21 protein-coding genes are annotated in these 23882 nt (G+C 40.1%); 12 read left to right on the top strand and 9 right to left on the bottom strand.

Features of this window, described 5'->3' with window-relative positions; translation table 11 throughout:
- The 10 genes from H6G77_RS35470 to H6G77_RS16345 all read left to right on the top strand — a co-directional run.
- Nucleotides 1-261: hypothetical protein (locus H6G77_RS35470; RefSeq protein WP_206758058.1), on the top strand; the 261-nt coding region annotated here is incomplete at its 5' end.
- 110 nt (nt 262-371) lie between these two features.
- Nucleotides 372-2813 (top strand): phosphoenolpyruvate synthase, encoded by a 2442-nt coding sequence (gene ppsA, locus H6G77_RS16385; protein ID WP_190872141.1) that lies wholly within the window; start codon nt 372-374, stop codon nt 2811-2813.
- Nucleotides 2814-3169: 356 nt separating this feature from the next.
- Complete coding sequence (locus tag H6G77_RS16380) at nt 3170-3652, top strand: universal stress protein (RefSeq protein ID WP_190872140.1); 483 nt, start codon at nt 3170-3172, stop codon at nt 3650-3652.
- Nucleotides 3653-3733: 81 nt separating this feature from the next.
- On the top strand, nt 3734-4159 hold the full coding sequence (locus tag H6G77_RS16375) for a hypothetical protein (RefSeq protein ID WP_190872139.1): 426 nt from the start codon (nt 3734-3736) through the stop codon (nt 4157-4159).
- A 140-nt stretch (nt 4160-4299) separates the two neighbouring features.
- Complete coding sequence (locus H6G77_RS16370; RefSeq protein WP_190872138.1) at nt 4300-5013, top strand: carbonic anhydrase; 714 nt, start codon at nt 4300-4302, stop codon at nt 5011-5013.
- Nucleotides 5014-5440: 427 nt separating this feature from the next.
- Nucleotides 5441-6175, top strand: coding sequence for a carbonic anhydrase (locus H6G77_RS16365; protein WP_190592918.1), 735 nt, complete (start codon nt 5441-5443; stop codon nt 6173-6175).
- Nucleotides 6176-6338: 163 nt separating this feature from the next.
- Nucleotides 6339-6698 (top strand): four helix bundle protein, encoded by a 360-nt coding sequence (locus H6G77_RS16360; RefSeq protein WP_190592917.1) that lies wholly within the window; start codon nt 6339-6341, stop codon nt 6696-6698.
- Nucleotides 6695-7162: a Mov34/MPN/PAD-1 family protein gene (locus H6G77_RS16355; RefSeq protein ID WP_190872137.1), complete on the top strand. Its 468-nt coding sequence runs from the start codon at nt 6695-6697 to the stop codon at nt 7160-7162. Before H6G77_RS16360 ends, H6G77_RS16355 begins: the two co-directional genes overlap by 4 nt.
- 208 nt (nt 7163-7370) lie before the next feature.
- Nucleotides 7371-8543, top strand: coding sequence for a molybdopterin-synthase adenylyltransferase MoeB (gene moeB / locus H6G77_RS16350; RefSeq protein ID WP_190592915.1), 1173 nt, complete (start codon nt 7371-7373; stop codon nt 8541-8543).
- Nucleotides 8544-8612: 69 nt separating this feature from the next.
- On the top strand, nt 8613-9803 hold the full coding sequence (locus H6G77_RS16345) for an MFS transporter (protein ID WP_190872136.1): 1191 nt from the start codon (nt 8613-8615) through the stop codon (nt 9801-9803).
- A gap of 82 nt (nt 9804-9885) precedes the next feature.
- On the opposite strand, the gene H6G77_RS16340 is transcribed toward H6G77_RS16345, so the two are convergent.
- The 7 genes from H6G77_RS16340 to H6G77_RS16310 all read right to left on the bottom strand — a co-directional run bounded on the left by H6G77_RS16340 (nt 9886) and on the right by H6G77_RS16310 (nt 18826).
- Nucleotides 9886-11505, bottom strand: a complete 1620-nt coding sequence (locus H6G77_RS16340) for a glycosyltransferase family 39 protein (protein ID WP_190872135.1) — start codon at nt 11503-11505, stop codon at nt 9886-9888.
- 204 nt (nt 11506-11709) lie between these two features.
- Nucleotides 11710-12453 carry an ABC transporter ATP-binding protein gene (locus H6G77_RS16335; RefSeq protein ID WP_190592912.1) on the bottom strand — a complete coding sequence of 248 codons (744 nt, stop codon included), beginning with the start codon at nt 12451-12453 and terminating at the stop codon, nt 11710-11712.
- 319 nt (nt 12454-12772) lie between these two features.
- Entirely contained in the window at nt 12773-13513 is a 741-nt protein-coding gene (locus tag H6G77_RS16330; protein ID WP_190592911.1) for a PEP-CTERM sorting domain-containing protein, read from the bottom strand.
- Nucleotides 13514-13837: 324 nt separating this feature from the next.
- Nucleotides 13838-14062, bottom strand: coding sequence for a ferredoxin family protein (locus H6G77_RS16325; RefSeq protein WP_190592910.1), 225 nt, complete (start codon nt 14060-14062; stop codon nt 13838-13840).
- Between the two features lie 113 nt (nt 14063-14175).
- Nucleotides 14176-15390, bottom strand: a complete 1215-nt coding sequence (locus tag H6G77_RS16320; protein ID WP_190872134.1) for an ATP phosphoribosyltransferase regulatory subunit — start codon at nt 15388-15390, stop codon at nt 14176-14178.
- Entirely contained in the window at nt 15390-16340 is a 951-nt protein-coding gene (locus H6G77_RS16315; protein WP_190592934.1) for a J domain-containing protein, read from the bottom strand. Before H6G77_RS16315 ends, H6G77_RS16320 begins: the two co-directional genes overlap by 1 nt.
- 374 nt (nt 16341-16714) lie before the next feature.
- The gene (locus H6G77_RS16310; protein WP_190671888.1) at nt 16715-18826 is read right to left on the bottom strand and encodes an ATP-binding protein; all 2112 of its coding nucleotides are present in this window, start codon (nt 18824-18826) and stop codon (nt 16715-16717) included.
- 575 nt (nt 18827-19401) lie between these two features.
- Between H6G77_RS16310 and H6G77_RS16305 the strand changes: the two genes are divergently transcribed.
- A complete protein-coding gene (locus tag H6G77_RS16305) occupies nt 19402-20328 on the top strand; it encodes a cobalamin-binding protein (protein ID WP_190872133.1) in 927 nt (308 codons plus the stop codon).
- Between the two features lie 132 nt (nt 20329-20460).
- On the opposite strand, the gene H6G77_RS16300 is transcribed toward H6G77_RS16305, so the two are convergent.
- Nucleotides 20461-20763, bottom strand: a complete 303-nt coding sequence (locus H6G77_RS16300; RefSeq protein WP_190592906.1) for a protealysin inhibitor emfourin — start codon at nt 20761-20763, stop codon at nt 20461-20463.
- Nucleotides 20764-21031: 268 nt separating this feature from the next.
- Nucleotides 21032-22108: a M4 family metallopeptidase gene (locus H6G77_RS16295; RefSeq protein ID WP_190592905.1), complete on the bottom strand. Its 1077-nt coding sequence runs from the start codon at nt 22106-22108 to the stop codon at nt 21032-21034.
- A gap of 865 nt (nt 22109-22973) precedes the next feature.
- On the opposite strand from H6G77_RS16295, the gene H6G77_RS16290 reads away from it, so the two are divergent.
- The gene (locus tag H6G77_RS16290; protein WP_190592904.1) at nt 22974-23879 is read left to right on the top strand and encodes a S1C family serine protease; all 906 of its coding nucleotides are present in this window, start codon (nt 22974-22976) and stop codon (nt 23877-23879) included.
- The last annotated feature ends 3 nt before the right edge of the window (nt 23880-23882 follow it).

Below are 23882 nucleotides of genomic sequence, written 5' to 3'. Positions count from 1 at the left end.
CCTTGTCAAACCTGCGGTTTGAGGGAGTTTTGGGGTGTTTCGTTTTTAGCACTCGATTCATCTCGCCGCCAAATCAAAGATTATGGCGGGAGCCTTCTCTCGGAATTAGGTAACCAGAATTTACCGATGAGTTACTTTATCCTCACAACTTCCTCAAATTATCTTTCTATAAATAACAGTGTGAGAGCTAAGAGCCAATTATTGATCACGATTTTCGTCAGCAACACTGAGGGAAATAAAGCTCAAAATACCAGATTTTGAGTATTAATTGAATTTATCAGTTTTAAGATTGAATGTGTTGCGATGAAACTTGCTAATAAGCAGACAGTAAGAGGTTCTTAGATATCATTATCTGTTATGGAAACTCTATTATGCTAGACACATTGTTAGATTCAGCAACATCTCTCTCGGCAGATCAAGAACAAGCTTTAGTTTTACCTTTAAGTAATGTAGGAATTGCAGATATCCCGTTAGTTGGCGGTAAAAATGCTTCTTTAGGAGAAATGATTCAGCAATTGCGGCGTAAGGGAGTCAAAGTACCAACAGGCTTTGCGACAACTGCTTTTGCTTACCGTTACTTTATTTCTGCGGCTGGAATAGAAGCACAACTCAGAGAGATATTTGCCGATTTAAATGTGGAGGATGTACAGAATCTGCGGCAATGCGGTAAAAAAGCACGAATGTTGATGTTGCAAACTCCATTTCCAGCAGATTTACAGGATGCGATCGCTCAATTTTATCAAAATCTTTGCCAAGAATACGGTGCTGATACTGATGTTGCTGTGCGTTCTAGCGCCACCGCCGAAGATTTACCTGATGCTAGTTTTGCTGGTCAACAAGAAACTTATTTAAATGTCCACGGACTGCAAGCACTTCTAGAATCTTGCCATAAATGTTTTGCCTCGATTTTTACTGACCGTGCGATTTCCTATCGCCAAATTAAAGGCTTTGATCATTTTAATATTGCCTTATCAGTGGGCGTACAAAAAATGGTGCGTTCTGATTTGGCGGTGTCTGGTGTAATGTTTTCCATTGATACCGAAACAGGTTTTAAAGATGCCGCTTTAATTACCGCCGCCTATGGTCTAGGCGAAAACGTTGTCCAAGGTGCAGTCAACCCCGATGAATATTTGGTATTTAAACCAACGCTCAAACAAGGTTATCAACCAATTATTCAAAAGCGTCTAGGTACGAAAGAAATCAAAATGGTCTATGACCTAGAAGGCTTGAAATTAACTAAAAATATTTCCGTCCCCAGCGCCGAAAGAAATCAATACGCCCTCAATGATCAAGAAATTCTCCAATTAGCAAACTGGGCTTGCGTTATTGAAGAACATTATTCCCAAGTGCGGGGAACTTACACGCCGATGGATATTGAATGGGCGAAAGATGGTTTGACCAATGAATTATTTATTGTGCAAGCCCGTCCAGAAACCGTCCAATCGCAAAAAATTAAAAATGTTCTCAAACAATATCAACTCAAAGAAAAGGGAGAGGTACTGCTAACAGGTCGCAGCGTTGGTGAAATGATTGGCCAAGGTAAAGCCAGAGTTATTTTAGATGTCCATCAAATTAACCAATTTCAACCGGGAGAAGTACTAGTTACTAACCGCACTGACCCTGATTGGGAACCAATTATGAAACGGGCGAGTGCCATTGTTACTAATTCTGGCGGTAGGACTTGTCACGCAGCGATTATCGCCAGAGAAATGGGAATCCCGGCGCTTGTTGGTAGCGGAAATGCCACGACTGTGTTAAAAACTGGGCAAGAAATTACTGTCAGTTGTGCTGAAGGTGAAACAGGAAAAGTTTATCAAGGTTTATTACCTTACGAAGTCCAAGAATTACCTTTAGAAAACTTGCCCCGCACACGTACACAAATCATGATGAATTTGGCTAATCCTGAAGAGGCTTTGGGTTTAACTGCGATTCCGAATGATGGTGTAGGTTTAGCCAGGATGGAATTTATTATTAACAACCACATTAAAGCCCATCCAATGGCCTTGATTCATTTTGATCAGTTAGAAGATGAATTGGCAAGATACAAAATTACTGAGTTAACTGCCCAATACGAAGATAAAACCAAATTCTTTGTTGATAAACTAGCCCAAGGTATTGGCACGATCGCAGCTGCTTTTTATCCGAAACCTGTGATTGTGCGGCTATCAGATTTCAAGAGTAACGAATACGCCAATCTCTTGGGTGGTAAGCAATTTGAACCCAAAGAAGAAAACCCGATGATTGGTTGGCGTGGTGCTTCGCGTTATTACGATCCTCGTTACCGTGAAGGTTTCGCCCTAGAATGTCAAGCGATGAAGCGGGTAAGGGATGAAATGGGTTTGACTAACGTCATTCTGATGATTCCTTTCTGTCGGACTCCCCAAGAAGGAAAGCGCGTTTTAGCAGAAATGGCACAACATGGTTTAGTGCGCGGGGAAAATGGACTGCAAGTTTATGTGATGTGTGAATTACCGAGTAACGTTCTATTAGCAGATAAATTTAGTGAAATCTTTGATGGCTTCTCCATTGGTTCCAACGATTTAACGCAATTGACCTTGGGACTTGATCGAGATTCGGAATTAGTCGCCCATTTATTTGATGAACGGGATGAAGCAGTGAAGAGAACTATTGTTAATGCGATCGCCACTGTGAAAAAATATGGTCGCAAAATTGGGATTTGTGGTCAAGCACCAAGCGACTATCCAGAATTTGCCCGCTTCTTAGTTGAACAGGGAATTGATTCTATCAGTCTCAACCCTGACTCGGTACTCAAGACATTGTTAGAAATTGCCAAGGCGGAAGAACAAGAATGAAGTCTGTAGCTGTCAGAATTTCATAATATTGTTCCTACTCTCCCCACTGCCTAATCTCACATGAAGTAGAGACTTTACATACAACGTCTCTACTTCTACAGTTCTGCCATTTTTATTTTTTTAAATCATCAGCATCAATCATATTTGATTTTTTCAACAACCTATACCTATACAATTTTTGCTTTTTTAACCTCATAAACCAATACGGTTCAGTTAAGAGAATAGTAGGTTGGGTGTAGCGATCGCGTAACCCAACAAAGTATGCGTGAATGTTGAGTTCCGTTCCTCCACTTAACCTACACCTATACTTTTTCAACTTAATAACCAAGAAATCAATGACAAACAATTTTAAATCTATGTTCAAGAAAATTTTAGTAGCTGTTCATAATACAGAAATTGGTCATCATGTTTTTGAACAAGCTTTATCATTAGCAAATTTAACTAATGCTGAGTTAATGATACTGCAAGTAATTTCTCCTTTAAATGATGAATTTCTCAATACTTCAACCACAGAAATACATAGTACTTATACATCATCCCAGAGCCAGAATATAGAATATTATTTAGGAGAATGGGGAAAATTGAAGCAACAAGGTATTGAGTTTTTAACATTATTAACCAATCAAGCGATCGCTAAAGGGATAGCCGCAGAATTTACCCAAGAATTAGGTGATCCTGGTCGCATGATTTGTGAAGTGGCTAAAAATTGCCATATTGATGTCATAGTTATTGGTCGTTGTGCTAAAAGTGGACTTGCGGAATTATTTCTGGGTAGCGTGAGTAATTACGTCTTGCATCATGCACCCTGTTCAGTTTTGACAGTTCTCAATTATTCGTGAATTGATATGAGATTTTAGCAGAAACTTATTGTGGTTGATTAGCGTCGTGTAGGCAGAGCATTTTAACCAATATCAAAAATTATGAACCGAAAGCAGATAATTTTGATTGCTTGTGCTGTGAGTTTATTATCTGTTGGTGCGATCGCTACAAGACAGATCGAATCAAAATCTACTGATGAAGTATTAGTAAAAAACTTGACGCAGCAAATTGCTCAACTGGAGGTAAAACAAGCACTTTTAGCATCTATATATACACAAGATGCACCACAATTTACTCAAGTGATTGCAGAAAAAGCAAATTTAGCACAACGTCTTGAACAATTACAGTCCCAGAGTTATCAAACTGAAGTTGTGGTTGCTACGACCAATGCCCTAGAGTCAAAACTAGGGGAGTTAGAAGTAGAATATGCCAAAGACCGTTCAAAACTCAGTGAACATCATCCTGTACAACAAACCCGCCAATCACAGATGAATAACATCCGTCAGCGTCTGATAGCATTGCGTTAGTTTTGGCAATAGTGTAGCTGATTTGATGAATGCGATCGCTTCTGGGTTAAATAACGAGAAAACCGTCTCAGAAGGTACTCTTCCAATTGCCTAAAATTGATATCTTCCTGTTAACAGCGAAAGTGTTGTCAGGTAGATTAATGACAAGAATTAATGGATTTATTGGTCGCCGTAACTTTTTGAAATTTGCCGGGACAGGTAGTTTAGCGATCGCAGCGACAACTATTGGTGGTAGCTTAATAGGTAATATCCCAAAAACTGCGATCGCTGATGTTCATCCAGCTAATCCAAATCCAGTCAATCCTAGTCAGGCTCTCAAACTTTTGCTGGATGGGAATCAACGCTTTATCCAATACAAACGCCAATATCCCCATCAATCATTGGCACGTTTAAAATTAGTAGCCAAAGCACAGTACCCTTTTGCTGCTATTTTAGGTTGTGCTGACTCTAGAGTTCCCACAGAAATTATTTTCGACCAAGGACTAGGAGATTTATTTGTGGTGCGCGTTGCTGGTAACGTCGCTAGTGACATGACTATCGGTAGTTTGGAATATACTACAGCCGTCCTTGGTACACAATTGATTGTGGTGTTGGGTCATACAAAATGTGGTGCTGTCGCCGCAGCCATGAAAAACGACCCAATGCCCGGTATGATTAGCGACATAGCTGAAAGTATTAAACCAGCATTAACCAACTTGAATCCCACTAATGCGGTCATTGCCAATGTGCAGTATCAGTCAAAAAAAATACAACACAGTTCGCCAATATTAACTCAATTACTAAAAGCCAAAAAACTTCAAATAGTTGGTGCTTGCTACGATATCGATACTGGCAAGGTGAATATAATTACTTAAATTATCAGGTAGATACAGCAATTCTATTTGATTTGTGGACATCCTACTGCTTCAGATCCCCGACTTTTTCCAGAAGTTGGGGATTTTGTCGTTCACCAATAATTCCAAGTGCGATCAATGCTGTTTATGTCTTCTGTACACTAATTTGTGACTTAAGTCTTGTGGACATAGAAAAATTAACCATAGATTAAATCCATACTTCACCATATTATTCTGCTATGCAAATTATGTGTAGTAAAAATACACCACTCTGATATATTTCAGTAAATGATAAACATTAGAAACTTCTAAGTTAAATCAACAAAATTATCTTTACTTAAAAGACAAAATATGCTTTAGAGTGATCGCGTCTTTTGGTAGAACGATTTAACTTGGTTTGGAAAACAGAAACTTAGCAAAAATTTACTGTTGGGAGTGAGGTAGATTCATGAGCAGAATTAATGGATTTGTTGGGCGACGAAATTTTTTGAAATTAGCAGGTATAGGTAGTGTTGCTGTTGGTGCAAGTGCCGCTACTAGTGTAGCTTGGCAAGAAGAACAAGCTATTGCTCAACAACCCGCTAAACCGGATATAAAACCTCAACTAAAAGACCCTCAAGAGGCTTTAAAAAGGTTGATAGAAGGTAATCAAAGATTTGTAGAAGATAAACGCATGAATCCAAATCAATCAAAATTGCGTTTACAAGAAACTGCCCTTGGTCAATATCCATTTGCAGCTATATTAGGCTGTGCAGATTCTAGAGTGCCAGCAGAAATTGTATTTGATCAAGGATTAGGAGACTTATTTGTAGTTCGTTTAGCCGGGAATGTTGTCAGTCAAGAAGGTGTGGGAAGTCTAGAATTTGCCACGGCGGTATTAGGTGCGCCATTAATAGTTGTTTTAGGGCATACAAAATGTGGTGCAGTCTCAGCAGCAGTCAAAGGCGACCCCCTTCCTGGTAGAATTGGAATTTTTGTAGAAGAAATTAAACCTTCTGTAGAACTGGTGAGAGACAAGACAGGAAACTTAGAAGATAATTCTGTGATTTCTAATGTGAAATATCAAGTCAGAAGGTTAGAAGAAAGCTCAACAATTTTAAAACAACTGATCAAAGAAAACAAATTAAAAATTGCTGGCGGTAGTTATGATGTCGCAACAGGAAAAGTCAAATTTGTAGTTTGATTAAATCCCGTCTACAGCACTGTCTTCTCATGATTAATGAATTCTGAAACACAGACTTGAATTAATTTGCGTTGCTGAGTGGTTAGACTTGAGCTAAAAAAGAGTAGAAACTATGAGGGTGGGCGTTGCTCACCCTATTTATTTAGATGAGATTAATTAGAAAATGACAGACTTTCGAGAAATTCCTGTATGGGAAAAAGCCCATGAACTCACAGTTGCTATTTATGAAATTACCAGAACCTTTCCCGAAGCGGAATTATTGGGTTTAACACAGCAAATTCGGTTAGCTTGTGCCGCAATTCCGATTAAAATAGCCCAAGGATGCGATCGCGATGATAAAACCGAACAAATCAACTTGCTGGTGTTGGCGAAGGATGCAGCGATTGAAGTGGAGTATTATCTGCTGCTTTGTTATGAGTTAGATATGCTCACCCCATCTGATTACGATCGCCTGATTAGCAGTGTAGTGGAAGTCAAGCAACTTTTAATATCCTTTATTGACAAGCAGAGTCGGAACTTTTGAATATAGCAGTTATTAAACTTCTACCACAACACATCCAAATGATCCGCAGCCACGCTGAAAGCACCTACCCCAACGAATGCTGCGGAATTATCCTTGGCTATCTAGAAAATCAGATTAAAACTGTCGTCGAAATTATCCCCACCAAAAACGCCTGGAGTGCTGAGTCAGCGAATTTCGCCCCTAATACAGAACGCAGCGAAACCAGCAGATATGCGATCGCACCCCAAGATATGTTACAAATACAAAAATCAGCGCGGGATAAATCATTAAACATAATTGGCATTTATCACTCCCACCCTGATAACCCCGCAATTCCTTCCGAATGCGATCGCCAGTATGCTTGGCCTGCATACTCGTATATAATAGTTTCCGTTCAAAATGGCCAAGCTGGCGAACTCCTTAGTTGGAGTTTAGATGACCAGCATCAGTTTCAACGAGAGACAATCGATACCATAAAACAGTAGCCAGAATAAAGAATTCAGAATACTTCATTCCTGCATAGGTGAAGTCACAGACTCAATTCAACCAATTTTTTCACCAGTTGGACAAAATTCATTCTGAATTCTGACTCCTGAGTTCTGAATTCTTCTTGATAAATTCAGCTACTTAAGTTAAATAAACACATCATTTTTCGATAGGATTAATGATCCGTTCGTCCACAGCACAACTGCTATGTTAAATCCCAACCTGGATGAAATCCAGCTAACTAAAGACGACTACGAACGATACTCTCGCCACTTGATTTTGCCAGAAGTCGGTGTCGAAGGTCAAAAACGCTTAAAAGCCGCCAGTGTATTATGTATCGGTACAGGTGGTTTAGGTTCTCCACTGCTGCTATATTTAGCCGCAGCTGGTATCGGCCGCATTGGTATTGTGGATTTTGATGTTGTTGATACTTCTAACCTACAACGTCAAGTAATTCACGGTACTTCTTGGGTAGGTAAACCCAAAATTGAATCAGCTAAAAACCGCATTCACGAAATTAACCCTTATTGTCAGGTTGATTTATACGAAACTCGTCTGAGTTCCGAAAACGCCCTCGATATTGTTCGTCCTTACGATATCGTGGTGGATGGCACTGATAACTTTCCCACGAGATATCTAGTCAATGATGCTTGTGTATTGCTGAACAAGCCCAATGTTTACGGGTCGATTTTCCGATTTGAAGGTCAAGCAACGGTATTTAACTACGAAGGTGGGCCGAACTACCGCGACTTGTATCCCGAACCACCACCACCAGGGATGGTTCCTTCCTGTGCAGAAGGCGGCGTTTTGGGCATTTTACCAGGAATGATTGGTGTGATTCAAGCCACGGAAACTGTCAAAATTATTCTCGGTAATAGTAATACTTTAAGCGGTAGATTATTGCTATACAACGCTCTGGATATGAAATTCCGGGAGTTGAAACTGCGTCCTAACCCCATCCGCCCAGTGATTGAAAAGCTGATAGACTACGAGCAGTTCTGCGGTATTACCCAAGCTAAGGCGGAAGAAGCCAAACAACAGCAAGAAATTGCCGAAATGACTGTGACAGAATTAAAAGCATTGCTAGATAGTGGTGCTAAAGATTTTGTCTTGTTGGATGTGCGTAACCCTCACGAATATGACATTGCGAAAATTCCTGGTTCGGTATTAGTACCACTACCAGATATTGAAAGCGGTCATGGTGTAGCTAAGGTAAAAGAAATCCTCAACGGACACCGCTTGATTGCTCATTGTAAGATGGGCGGTCGTTCTGCCAAAGCCCTCAGCATCCTCAAAGACGCGGGAATTGTTGGTACAAATGTCAAAGGCGGGATCAACGCATGGAGTCGAGAAGTTGATTCTTCGGTTCCTGAATATTAAGAATCATCTGTCAATTAAACAGAAAAAATCCGGGGGGAGGTAATATAAATTACTTCCCCTTTCTCTGTTATGAGTATTGTGCGATCGCCTGCCCAGGTTTTATGGTTGCAAGTATTAGCGTTAGCAGCCGTACAAGGGTCAATTAGCCTAGCTTGGTTAATTTACAATTCATATTTGCCCCAACTACTGACGCAGTTTGGTTTTTCTGCATCTTTGGCGGCTGGTTTGCTAGTTGTTGAAAATGCTTTGAGTGCAGTCTTAGAACCTGTGATGGGTGGACTTTCGGATAAATCTCAGCGTTGGGTAGGAAGTCGTTTTCCCTTCATCTCTGTGGGTGTGATTCTGTCATCAACCCTGTTTATTGCAATACCATGTATGGTAACTTTTGTCCAGCCAACGGCAATTATGCGATCGCTTTTACCGCTAACTCTGGTAGCCTGGGCATTAGCTATGACTATATTTCGCAGTCCGGCTATGGCTTTATTGTGGAAATATGCCACACCGCCCCAGTTACCATCAGCCGTGAGCGTTGTGACTTTGGTTGGGGGTACAATTGGGGCGTTTCGACCCATAGCGAGTCAATATATCCTGAGTTTTGGGGCAGTTTTCGCCTTTACAATTGCTTCTTTTGTGATGTTGGCGGTGGCTTGGCTATTACGTTGGTTGAACCCTCCCGACACACCAAATCTTCAGCAGGAAACCACAACTGTCAAATTACCTTATCCCACATTGAGTTTAATTTTTGCCACTGGTATCGGTGTCGCCTGGGGTACAAGGCTATTAATGAACACCTTAACGCAATTGCTCAAGTTACAATTTTCTGGGCAAAATATGGACATGCTACTAGTTTACATTGGGCTGGCGATCGCCATCTCTGCCCTACCAGCCGGAGTTTTTGCAGTCAAACTCGGTAATAGTCAGGCAATGCTAGTGGGTGTAGTTACCACAATTATTTCCATATTAGCGATCGCTTTTACAGGTGCTATCTTACCGTTAATTGTTTTGTTAGTACCAAGTTTTAGTACCATTATCAATGGTGTAATTCCTTTAGCTTTGGAATTAATGCCTCCCAATTGGGGAGGTTTGGGTATAGGGACTTACTTTGGTGGGTTTGCTTTAGCCATGAGTTTATTTGGCTGGTTATTTCCCCACGCTGCAAAAATCACACCGATAAATAGCAGTTTGTTTTGTGCTTTGGCTTTCTTGTTAGTAGGTATTTGCGTCACAACTGCTAATCAATGGTTTAAGAAAGAAGTGTAGAAGTATAGGTATCTCAAAGCTCTTACACCCGTAAACCCTTGCACCCAGTCTCAACAGACGACCTTGGCGTTTAAATCCTGAGTCAAATCCCATAACTACGATGATATGGTTTCAGCAACGTCTTGGCTTGATAAACATAAACAACATTTACAACCTCTCCACCCCGACGCAATACTATTTGTTCAATTTCTTCCAAGCTGCGAAAATGATGGCGATAACTAGCCATTAAATCTTGTCTCAAATTAAACGGTGCAGTGGTAATATATAGCGCGTCTTTACCTACCCATTGTTCCGCCGTAGACCAAAAAGCAAAGCCACGGTTATCATTGCCAATATCAAAACAAGTAATCGGAATTTCTGCTAAAGGTTGCAACGCCATCGCAATCGGGCCTGCTACATAATAGCGATTAGTAAATATAAAACTAGAATTTTGCAGTGCATTTTTCAAAATTGTTGATTCACGAAATTTATCTCGGAGTTGTTGAACATCAATTAATTCTGTAGAAGGGTCATTTTTTACGGGTAAAAATCCACCCAATAAAGCATACTGGCTAGGTTTTTGGAATATACCGATGGTTAATTGCAGTAATAAAATCAGCATAATACTAGCAATTATCATTCCTGAACCTAATAGCCAGCGTCGCACCCAGCGTGATGATTTCTGATCCCAAATTACAACTTGTTGTCCTAATAATAAAGTAATTCCCCAAAATCCCGGCATTGCCCAAGCGGGTAAAATTTGCCGATATCCTCCAATCAAAGTGAAGCCTAATATTAAAGGTAGAGATAGCCAGAAAATTAAGAGTTTAGCGGGATAAAAATCATCTTGATAAGTTAATGATTTTTGCGCCAAAATTTGCTGAATTTTTCTAATAATTGGCTGTAAACTAATATGCCATAAAGGGAAACCTATGGTGGGAAATAAATAAGCTACTTGAGCTAAGGCAACTAATAATACATTTAGTAAATTGTAGCCACTTTGAGGTACGGCTCTTGCTGATTGAAAACTAAAAGATACCCAATTATGCTGCATATTCCAGAACACAATCGGGGAGATGGTGATCATAAATAATCCTAAACTGAACCATGCCCAAGGCGATCGCACTACAACCCGATGCGGTGGACTAGTTACACAAAAACCAACTAACCCTAGTCCTAAAATAAACCCATGATATTTACTATTACAGGCTAAACCGACCAAAATTCCCAAAATGGCTAAACGGTAACTGGGAACATACAAAGACCTGCGGAGAAACTCAGCCACCGCACAATATAAACTAGCCGACCAAAACAAGATTAAGGGACTGTCTGGTAAACTTAATACACCAAAACCCACTTGAAAAATGGGGCTGATGGTAGCAATGGCCAAAGTAAACACAGCCGCCTTGACAGAAAATATTCTTTGACTCGTTAAATATAAAAATATCAAACTACCTGTATAGCAAAGTATCGCGCCTAAACGAATGGTAAATTGTGAAACTTCTCCCGTTAACCAAGTTCCAAAACCAGTCGTCAGGGCAACTATCGCCGGATGATCAAAATAGCTCCAGTCGAGATGTAAACTGTAAATATAGTAGTACGCTTCATCAAAGGTAGGGTAAAGCCAAAAAGCAATTATGGCTCTAAATAATAATCCTCCGACCAACAAAAAAAGCACTGATTGATGAGCTTTTTTTGTCAACCATTTTTGAGATATTTGCATTTATTTAGGATTTGATTTTTACTATGCACCCCAAATCATAAACTCCCGCTTGCTCAAATAAATGCAATATCCGCAAAATCTCTCAAAAAAATTCCCAATCCTGAATTATTTTAGAACTGATGCAGTAAGAGGAAAAATAAACCTTACACCCTCACACCCATACACCCATTCTTAACAGCCCATTGTACGTAAGTCCTATCATTGTTAATGACCTTTCCCCGCACCCAAATACAATTCACCCACTTTCGGGTCTGTTAATAATTCTTGACCAGGGCCAGAAATCGCATCCCGTCCAGACTCCAGTACATAACCACGATGTGCCATTTCTAGGGCTTTACGCGCATTTTGTTCTACCAGTACGATCGCAGTACCACTTTGATTAATTTGTTTAATCTGCTCAAATACTTGGGTAACGAGAATTGGAGACAAAGCCGCCGAAGGTTCATCCAATAATAATAAACTGGGTTCTAACATTAACGCTTTACCCATTGCCAGCATTTGCCGTTCTCCACCAGAGAGTGTACCAGCCCGTTGCTTGCGGCGATCGCTCAATTTGGGAAACATCGCAAATATTTTATCTTTTACAGGCTTCAGAGGCGCATTACTCACAAACGCCCCCATTTCTAAATTTTCTTCTACACTCAAAGAAGGAAAAACATTGGCAATTTGGGGTACATAGCACAAGCCTTTTTTAACAATTTGATTTGACTTTAGTCCAGCAATATTCTCGCCCTTAAAGGTAATTGTGCCTGTATGGGGTGTTAACAGCCCAAAAATAGTTTTTGCCAAGGTTGACTTTCCCGCACCGTTGGGGCCAATTACCGTCACCAATTCTCCAACTTCTACCCGAAAATTAACACCTTGCAAAATATCTACATCTTTGATGTAACCAGCATGGACATTTGTAACTTCGAGTATTGGGGCAGAGTAATCAACTGAACCTGACATACAATCCTTGAATTAGTTTAATCTTATGATGCTACGCGATCGCATAAATTTTAACTTGAGTTCGTTGAATAACGTTTTGACCTCTACCCCAAATTCTCTCCTTGTCGGCTAAGGTGTAAACACAAGTCGAAAATTTTTATTTTCCAGCCATCCCCGCCTAGAACTAAAGTTCCAGGCTCATAGCCAAAGTCTACTGAAGTAGACTGAAATGAATTTCTATTTGAGTCCTCTTTAGAGAACTTGCACTATGAGACTCGGAATTTATTCCGAGTCGGAACTATAACCTCTCACCTATAACCTGTCACCTATCACCTATCCTCTATCCATTTTTGCGTCGGTAACGTACTGCCAAATATATCCCCGCCAATGATAGTACAGCTAGACTACTCGGTTCAGGAACGGGAGGTGCTGGTTGTGAGACAATGATTTCCCCAGTTGCTAACTCACCATTGTCGCCGACTTCGCCGAGGTAAATATATAGCGGACTATTTGTAGTAATCGGACTTTTGAGTTTAAATGCAACTTGGCCATTATTCCCTAAGCTGAAAAATCCAAAAATTTTTGTAGGGTCAGTAGTGGAGTTAGCATCAAAATTTCCCAGGGTAGCCACTGCATTATTGACATTACCACCTGTAGTCCCAAACAATGCTGATGATGCAGGCGGACGCTGGCTTCCGGGGGTGAGGACAGTTCCTGTCGGACTAAAATCAAACAAGTCTAATGCTGAGATGGTATTCACATCTGCTGCATTGTCAACAGCAGTGTAGCTCAGTTTAATGGCATCTAAATCAAACCCAGTGACATTCCCAGGAGAACCAGCATTACTATCACTGATATCTTTAATTACGATAGAAGCAATCTTACCAAAGCTAATGGCCGGAATTTCCGCCCGTAGAACTGCGGTGTTTGCCGGAGAACCACCTGTAACCCCTGTTAGCTTCGTAAAGCCAAGCGCGATCGTTGCTGCTGTTGCACTTTGACTTGAAATCAAGCTAATAGCTAAGGTAGCTATACTAGACGTTAAAAACTTAACACTAGGAAGACTACTTAGTTGTTTCATGAATTTCAATATCTTTCTTTCAGATAAATACAAATATTTACTGATGTGTCAGATTTAGCTAATGATGCTAACTGAGGTAATCAACTAGGTATTTTATCAGATGTGATGAAGAAGATATCAAAACTATATAAACTTTTTATACGTAAGATTAAAAATTAAAAGTCTGCTGAACAGTCTCGATGAAATTGATTTAGGGTGTGAGGGTGATGGAACTCTGATTAAATCGTGATTTTAAAGTCGCTACTCATCACTCTGTTAAAAGCCTACACTTGTGAGCAGGGTGCAAGGGGGAGATTTTTTCCCTCTGCTCCCTGCCTGATTTTATCAAGGTGTTTTCTGCAAATCAGGTCGTTCTTCTTGAACGATCGCACCTTTTACTGGGCAGACTTGGAAACATATTCCACAATCAATACAGGTAGAAAAATCAATCCAGTACCAACCGGTTCCTTTCACATTTTTGCCTGGCCCTTCATGGATGCAGGCTACAGGACAAGCTTCTACGCAGTCAGCAACACCTTCACAAACATCAGTCACAATTGAATGTGGCATTTGATAGATTCCCTCTCTTTAGTGATCAAGTCAATGGTTATTGGTCATTGGTCATTGGTCATTGGTCATTGGCTATTTTTATTTACAAATGACAAATGACAAATGACAAATGATTATTGACTAATACTTTCTATTGTGGGTGAGCCATCGGCTTTAATCCAAGCGATTTGAGCAATTTGGCGATCGCTGGCATACTGACGAATAGCTTGTGCATCTTTTCCCCCCAATTCCATTTCGACTATGACTAGGTGAGTAGAATCACGGAGTTTTTGAGCATAAGCAAAAGCCGCGGCTTCCGCACTTTCGGTTTCTGGTACTACTAACCAGTTACTAGCGGGGATATCTTGGGGTAATTGCTGGCTCGATAACAGAACTTGGTGTAAATCCTCAATATTGAGAACAAACCCAATTCCGGGGATGTTTTCGCCTTGGGGATGATACAGTCCTAAAAGTTGGTCATAGCGACCACCCCGCCCTAAAACTGTGGCTGGATAATCGCTGTTGTGGACAATTTCAAAGACAATACCTGTGTAATAGTCAATGGTTTGGATCAAACTCAGATCCAAGATGATGGGAAACTTTCTTTCTGATTCCAGTAACCCTACCAGCGATTTCAGATGATTGACAGCAGCTTGCTGTTCTGCATCCAAACCCAGGCTACTGACTTTTTGTAATACATCTTGACTTTTACCGCGCAGGTCGAGCATGATTCTGGCGCGATCGCGTAAATCCTCGCTCAAGGGCAAAGTATCAATAGTCACGCGGTCAAGGTGAGCGATCGCCTGACGCACTTTTGCTTGTAAATTAGCCGGAAAAGCCTGTAAAAGCGAGCGAGTAATTCCCGCTTCGCCTAAAACTATTTGCCAATCCCGCAAACCCAGCGCGTCTAAACAATCACCCACCAACAGCAGTACTTCAGCATTAGCTCGTAATCCACCAACGCCTAAAAGTTCCACACCAGCTTGATAAAACTCTTGCTGACGATTGTGGCGGTTTTCCCAAATGCGCCGGAAGACATTGGCATGATAATAAAGTCGTTGCGGATAAGTGACACCTTCCATGCGCGACACTACAGCACGCGCAATCGAAGCTGTCAATTCTGGACGCAACCCTAGTTCTTCATCTTCAGAATTTTGCAGTTGAATCACCATCTGGCGTTGAATTGCTTCCCCCGCCATCAAGGTGTCCATCCGTTCCAGCGTTGAGGTAATAATCTTGTGATATCCCCAACGATGGAACACTTGTTGTAACCTATCTTCAATCCAGCGTTTTTGAGCTACATCTAAAGGTAATAAATCCCTTGCTCCCGCTGCTGGTTGATACACCATTATTTTTTATTCCCACCAAACAAACCGCCAAATAAACCTCCACCGCCTGATTTATCTGGTTGTGTCCCAGTTTTGGCAGATGGAGTTGCTTTAGAACCACCGGATTGTTGACCCAAAGCTTTATCTATTTTAGGTTTCCATGCGCTCGCTGTTTGGTCATTCGGGTCTAATTTTAAAGCATTGTCAAAATGAATCTTGGCCATTTTGAGTTGATTTTGCTTTAAATAGACCAAGCCAATCATGCTATGACAACGGCTACTCTTGGGAGACAGTTTCAGCGCGTCTTGCAATTCGACCTTGGCTTGAGCAAATTGGTTTTTATCAATTAAAGTTTGCGCCCGCCGAATATATTGTTCTACGGCTGCGTCTTCTTTGGGTGGCGCTGGTGGTGGGGGTGCAGCAGCTGTATTTGAGGCTGTGTTAGCTGTTGGTGCGGGAGATTTTTGTGCAGACGCTTGGTTAGAGAAAGCTTTACCAGCACTCCGCATTAAATAAACCAAGTTCAACTCGCTAATTTGAGCAACGATAGGGATGACTTGCTGTAAGGAAGTAAATTGAGTTTCAGCAATTTTAGCGATCGCAGTTTTATAGGCATGATCAATATTGGGTGTAGCTGCCAATTGTCTGCCTAAATCAGTGGTAAGTTCTATCGAGCTTGACTCTTGCACCAAACGCTTACCCATTTGGGACAAAATTACCATATATTCTGTGCGGGTGCGATCGTTAGATAGTGCTTCATAAGCTGGGTTCACCAACTTAGATAATAATTCACTAGCCAACTTCTTTTCCCCAGGCGTAGCAGAAGCATTACTATCTGGATGCAACCGCCGCGCAATTTGCAAATAACGCTTCCGAATGTCTTTCACGTCCGCATCCACAGTAACGCATAAGACTGCGTGATGATCTATAAAGTCATATTTAAACAATCCACGATCTATTTTTAGCGACATAGGTTGGTTTTGTACCAAAGGACTCATAAGATTCCTTCTAGTTTACTTCGCTCACTCAGTGGATTGTCAGTAGCAATTTTTCATTTATTCCCTAGCCAAGAGTCAATATTTTCTATGATCCTCACACTGAGGCTAGAAAGGTCTTTTTAGAAACCCGCAATTCCATCTACGGACTACACCCAGAGCTTAAACACTAGTTATAGCAATATTTTTCTTCTAAAAAGCCAAAAACAGCCTGTTTTTCGGCTACACTGAACAATTTATCCTGGACAAATTGAGTATAATTTTACTGTGAAATTTTAGACATTCAATTTGAATATTTTTTCATCATTAGTCATTTGTGTTGAACAAGCGCAAATCACCCAGGATTAGCCTCAACTGCCTAAATATCGCAGCAAAATCGATTCAAGCTGCATAATCCGAATTGGCTTGACAAGATAGTCATACTTTTCTAGTGGTAGATTATTTAATTCTGGCCAATCATTTCCCTGAACACCCATAAATACCACAGCCATATTGAGCAGTTGAGATTTTTGCTTTAAAGCTGGCATTAATCTAAAACTATGATTTGCCAAAAATTGCGTATCTAGTAAAAGTAAACTTGGCTGAAAAATTTTGATAGTTGCTAAAATTTGCTCTTGATTATTTATCCATTCCACCTGATAGCCAATGATTTGTAGATAGTCTTGTAAAAATATCCCAATATTCTCTTCTGGTTCGGCAATTAAAATTCGTTTTTGACCTAATGGACTGGCTGACAAAGATAACTGATTACTATCTTCATCGCTCATATCTATCTCTGTGATTAAATCTGCTGGTTCTGGAATAAATAAAGTAAAGCGGCTACCTTCTCCTAATTTTGATTCGACGGTGACATCTCCCCCATGTAATCGCGCTAATTTACGTGTTAAAGCTAATCCTAGTCCTGTACCTTCATACTGACGATTTAGTTGACTATCTAGCTGTTTAAATGGTTCAAACAGCAAATGAAATTGACTATTATCTATACCAATACCAGTATCAGCAACAGTAAATGTAATACCTTCAGGAACTTTTTTGATTTCTAAACTTACCTGACCTGCTGGTGTAAATTTAATTGCATTGGTCATTAAGTTAATTAGCATTTGTTTGCAGCGCCGAATATCAACTCGACAAATTTCTGCTTCTGGGTCAATTTCGCTGATTAGTTTTAAACCTTTTTCTTGAGCTTGGTCACGTACTGTCGAAAGGGCATAATTACATAAATCTAAGACCGATACAGTTGATAAATGTAATTCTTCTTTGCCTGATTCTACTTTTGATAAATCCAGAATATCGTTGATGATTGCTAATAAATGTTCGCCGCTACTATAGATACAACTAACATATTCTTGTTGTTTCTCATTTAAAGAGCCAACCATATCTTGTTGTAATAACTGTGATAAGCCCATAATTGCATTTAAAGGAGTTCGCAATTCATGGCTCATTGTCGCTAAAAATTCGTTTTTGGCTCGATTACCTGCTTCAGCCGCCGCTTGAGACGCACGCAGTTTTAATTCTGTTTGTTTGCGTTCTGTAATGTCTTCAATAATTGCTAAAAAAAACTCTGGTGTTCCATTACTCCCAGGAATCATCGAAATCGAAAGTTTCGTCCACACTAACTGACCATTTTTGTGGCGGAAGTGTTTTTCGATTTCAATGCGATCGCACATTCCTGCTACTAGTTGTTTATATAGCTCTAAATCTCCTTTTTGGGGGGAAATATAATCAATAAAATACTTCCCGTAAAGTTCTTCCCGGCTATATCCCAGCATTTGAGATAGAGCCGGATTAATATCTACTATTTGGGCTTTGATATCTGCAATTCCAATCCCAATTGATGAACGCTCAAAAATAGCGCGAAATTGTGCTTCACTTTTGCCTAGAGCTTCTTGTACAATGTGGCGATCGCTGGCTTCTATTGCTAAAGCTACAAAATCGGCAATTGAACTCGCAAAATTTTCTTCTTCAACAGTCCATTGGCGCATTTCACCACAGTGTTCATGACAAACTACTCCCACTACACGTCCTCCTAACCAAATAGGCGCATCCAAGAATGATGTAATGCCAAGTATTTTTAAATAAGATGCAGCTAATTCTTGGGTTCTCTTATCGTTAATCGCATCATTTACAGCCAGACTGCGTTCCATTTCCAAACTTTGAAAATAATTAGGATAACTAGCTTTTAATAAAGTCTGACCTGATATGTGTATGTTTTTCCGCACATCATACAAATTACTACACTCTATAGCAGTGTTATCCGCAGTGTATAACCATACACCCACTCGCTCAACCAACAGTGTTTTTGCTGCTACCTCTGTAATTTCTTGGAGTGTTGCCTGGAGATTGCCTGTTTGGAATGTCTTACTCCTGGCTAACTGCACTAAGGATTGAATTTGCTTACGCTGTTCGTTGTCTCTAATCGGCACAATCTCTGCTTGACCATCATTAACCACTGCTAACTGCATCTAACTACACCTGTTAAGTAATTACCATGTCTGAGGGAGTTATCACAAAAACAAAACTATCTTTTATAACTACAAATACTCCAGAGGATTTTTCAGAACAGGATAGTATATTTTTTTTCATCAATCTCTTTAGGTACAGTGCAATACTTATTACTAAAATTACATTATTATTAGTTATGCAACTTTGGCAATCCTCCGGTATATAACTACGTACGGAATGACTGTTTGTTAAAAATTTTATGATTTGCAGAGATCATTTCCATATAGCTACTATGCTATTAACCAGCTCATACAGTTACAACATGCTTGTTATCAGCAAATTTATGATTGATGTCTCATACCTAATACCATAGAAGGCAAGAGAATAGCATCACTCCTGAAGACGATATCTCCTAAAATGAAAGATAATTAGGTATAAGAATATTTTGATTTATGGCACTTTAACTTTATCAAATAGTCAATTTGCCCAGTTAATTATGAGGCTCATAACTTGCGGCATTCTCCTACAGAAAGATACTTAATTATTTGAAGTTTGTAAAAATTTAACTGGTAGCAGATATTCGGGAAATAAAACAATGACTAATAGCAATCTCAGAATTGTCTCTTTAATACCAAGTGCAACAGAGATTTTAGCCACACTGGGGTTAACTGATGCAATTGTAGGGCGATCTCATGAATGTGACTATCCACCACATATTCAAAGTGTTCCTGTATGCACAGAAGCACGCTTTAATATTGATGTTCCTAGCAGCGATATTCACACTAAAGTCAATGATTTATTGCAATCAGCATTGAGTATTTATCACATCAAAACCGATGTTTTAGAACAGTTACAACCAACTCACATTCTCACCCAAGACCAATGTGATGTTTGTGCCGTCAGCTTACCAGAAGTGGAAAAAGCTGTTAGTAATTTCATCTCAACTTCGCCAAAAATTATTTCTTTACAACCTAATCTTCTACAAGATGTTTGGACTGATATTGAACAAGTTGCTCATATCTTTGATGTGGACTCAGTAAAATTACTGGAAAACCTAGAAGCCAGAGTTAAAATCGTCCAACAAAAAATCCAAGGGTTAGCACTCAATGAACTGCCAAAAGTTGCTTGTATCGAGTGGACAGATCCTTTGATGACAGGAGCCAATTGGATTCCAGAATTAGTCAACTTTGCAGGTGGACAATCGCTATTTAGCCATCCCGGTAAACCTTCTGCAACCTTAGAATGGCAAACATTCATCGCCACTAATCCAGATGTGATTGTATTTATGCCTTGTGGCTTTGATTTAATTCGCACTCGCCAAGAAGCTGAGTTACTAATTCAACGTTCAGAATGGCAAAAACTCCACGCCAGCCAAACAGGTAGAGTTTATATTACTGATGGTAATGCTTACTTCAACCGTCCCGGCCCAAGATTAGTTGATTCTTTGGAAATTTTGGCAGAAATTTTGCATCCAGAAATTTTTGACTATGGTTATCAAGGTACTGCTTGGGAAGTTTTGTAAAAGTGCTGAGTGCTAAGTGCTGAGTGCTGAGTAATGATTTTTTCGTTAGTCTAAAAAACAAATTGAATATTTTTGATTAACTCAAAAACCTCTATCTCCCTTGTCCCCCTTGTCTCCCTTGTCCCCCTAATCCTACCCTCTTTGAATAGCCAGATGATTGAGCCATTCAATTAAAGGTCTTAAAGTTCCGGGTAAGGCTGCTTCACTAACAATGACTGTGTGCTGTTTATCGTTATCTTCTACAGTTAACCTATACTGAAAGCGATCGCTCTGGGGATTTGGCGAGGGAATTTGTGCAGGTAAGCGAAATAAATCCGCCGCTTGGACTAATAATGGTAGTTCTTTAGCTTCCTTTGGTGGAAGATTGTTGGTGTCTAGGGTTGTTTTCTTCGTTATGCCAGCAAAGCCACCTGTGCGTTCAAATGTGATCCGCATTGTTTTGCTCTCCGTTGTATATAAAAGCTGGGAGAAAAAACTATCTTCCCCCAGTTTAGCAACAATGAAAAGAAGTCAGAACAGGAGTGACGCAAGAAGATTGTCTGTTGAGACTGGGTGTAGGGGTGAATGGGTATAGGGTGTAAGGGTTTTGAACACTTACACCCTTACACCCTATACTCTTACACCCTATCGAGAAACCTTAATTTTTCGTCTTACTATCTGCACAGTCCGTTCTGTATTCTGGCTTCTGACTCCTGAATTCTGCTTAAATTACTCCTACTTTTTGCCAAGCATTCTGTACAGCTTTTTGTTCTAGACTATCTGTACCGTAGAGTTCTCCCGCTACTTGGATGGTGACATTAGCGGCGGTTTTAAATTGTGCTTGGTTACGCAAGCGATCGCGTAAAGCAATGTACCAGATTTTCCCAGCTTTTTCCCAAGCATAACCGCCAATTTCCACGGCGGCTAAATAAAAGGCATAGTTGGGAATACCAGAATTGATATGCACACCCGCGTTATCTTCCCAACCCATAAACTTATTCCGCATGTGTGCTGGTTGCGGATCTTTGCCCAACACAGGATCATCATAGGCGGTTCCTGGGGCTTTCATCGAGCGAATACCAATACCTTTCACACCGGGCGCTAAAAGACCTTCACCAATAATCCAGTCTGCTTGGTCGGCTGTTTGATTTTTTAATCTTTGTTTGACCAAGGAACCAAAAACATCTGAAAAGGATTCGTTCAAAGCCCCTGGTTCACCATAATATTGCAAACCAGCTTCGTATTGAGTTACTCCATGTGTTAACTCATGCCCAATAATATCAATACATTTTGTGAAGCGTTGGAACAGTTCGCCATCGCCATCACCATAGACCATTTGATCCCCGTTCCAAAAGGCGTTGTCATATTTGACACCATAATGAACGCTAGAGTCTAACCGCAAACCCTTATCATCAATCGAGTTGCGTTCAAATACTTCATAATACAAGTCATAAGTAGCACCAGCAGCATCATAAGCTTCATTCACTGCTTCATCAATGCTTGGCGGATCACCTTCACTACGTACTAAAGTACCGGGAAGTTGCTGTCCATTTTTTGCGTCGTAGATAGTGCGTCGCTTCTCACCCGGAGAAGGAGAGAAGAAAATATTCCCGACAACATTCCGTCGCCCACGGAACTGCGCGGAAACGTTTAACGTATGAAACGCCCAAGAACGTTGCTGCGGATTACCATTCACAGCGACATGCTCTAGCATGTGAGGTGGCAAAATACAACAAATAGGACATCTTGTGTCAATTGAATGCTGAAATTGAAAACCTGATGATTTTTTCTTACGCGCCATATAAGATATTCTCCTTCAAAAAAACTACGCGATCGCTATGCTAATTCATGCAATCAACATATCCTCTAGAAATAATTTTTATTGACTTTTCTACTAGTTTTTGGATATGTTCGTCCAGCATCTATAATAGTGAGTCACAAAACTTAAAACCTGTAATTTTAGCCTTAGTGGTTACACAAATCAATCACAATTATCCACAGAACTAGCAGGGCTAAATGATACTTCCTTTTAATAACGATTATGCTATTTCTTCAAGCTCTTTTACAGGATATTTCCTAAATACTTTATTAAGCTTTGTTGCATATATAGATGTTTTTACAACTGAGTATTAAGTAATGAGTAATAAGTAGTTATTAATAAGTAAATTTTTGACTCATTACTCATTATTCATTACTCATTAATTTTTTCAATCAGTTGCTGTAAATCATAAACGGCGAATCTGCTATTTATCCGCCAAATCAATGACTTACATTCAGCAGTTACCAATTATTAAGACTAAATTTCGGAAAAGTTTATATTAATTTACCTTATAAAAATTCAGTCCTACCTTAGTTCATTTTTGGCTGATTGACAACCTAGTTAATCTAGCTACGTATTAGCTAACGAAAATGATAATCAGTATATTTTTCATATCATGTTTAACTAGTACAGGTCGGCATAAATAAACAGACCACACTTCTGCTACTTCGGCTGCGCTTAGTACAAGTACGCTCAGTGACCTTCTTTCTTTTTCCTTTTGACTTTTGCCTTTTACCTTGTTTGTACTAGCCATTTTTCTAGGTGACATTCTCCCCATTTTTCCGATGCTATTGCTGGATATAAAGCGACAAGATAGAAGCATCACAAAATATTGGCGAATAATTTTATGTCTTCATTGCAAGATTTTTCCAACAGTTTAGCGGACATTGTAGAACAGGCTGGAAATGCTGTAGTTGCTGTTAATGCTGGTAAACGTCTTTCCTCCAGTGGTATTCACTGGCGTAATAATATTATTGTGACTTCTGATGAATCTCTGGGGCGTTATGACGAAATCACTGCGACTCTTGCAGATGGAAACACTGTACCATTGTCATTTCTCGGTCATGACCCTAGTACTGATATAGCTGTTTTTCAACTACAAAATTCAGCAATTCCAGTTGCACAAATTGGTGATATCACAAAACTCAAAGTTGGTCATTTAGTTTTGGGATTAGCCAGAAGTAGCGAAGGTGATATACGGGCGGCAATGGGGGCGGTGAGTGTAGTTAGTGGGGCTTGGCGGAGTATGAGTGGTGGCAATATTGACCAATTTATTCGCCCAGATATCACGCTTTACCCTGGTTTTGCTGGCGGGGCGCTAGTTGATGCGGCTGGTTACGTGGTGGGAATGAATACATCTGGAAGGCGTGGTACAGCTTTGACAATTCCGGCTAGTACAATTGAGCGTGTAGTCAATCAATTACTTACTAAAGGACACATTTCTCGCGGTTATTTGGGTGTAGGTATGCAGCCTGTACGCTTACCGCATAACTTGAAAAATCTTCTGAATTTACCAACGACAACGGGGGTAATTGTTGTCAATGTGGAATCATCTAGTCCGGCTGACAATGCAGGTGTATTGCTGGGGGATGTGTTGGTAAGGTTGGATAATGTCGCCGTAAGTGATACAGGCGATGTCTTGGCACTCCTAAATAATAGCGATCGCATTGGTAAACTCATTAAAGTGCAGCTTGTCCGGGGTGGGACATTAGTTGAGTTAGATATTGTGGTTGGCGAACGTACCGTTGAGTAAGTA

This window comes from Aulosira sp. FACHB-615 (assembly GCF_014698045.1).
Lineage (GTDB): Bacteria > Cyanobacteriota > Cyanobacteriia > Cyanobacteriales > Nostocaceae > Nostoc_B.
The sequence above is the reverse complement of the archived record's forward strand: the minus strand, read 5'-3'. Positions and strand labels throughout refer to the sequence as shown.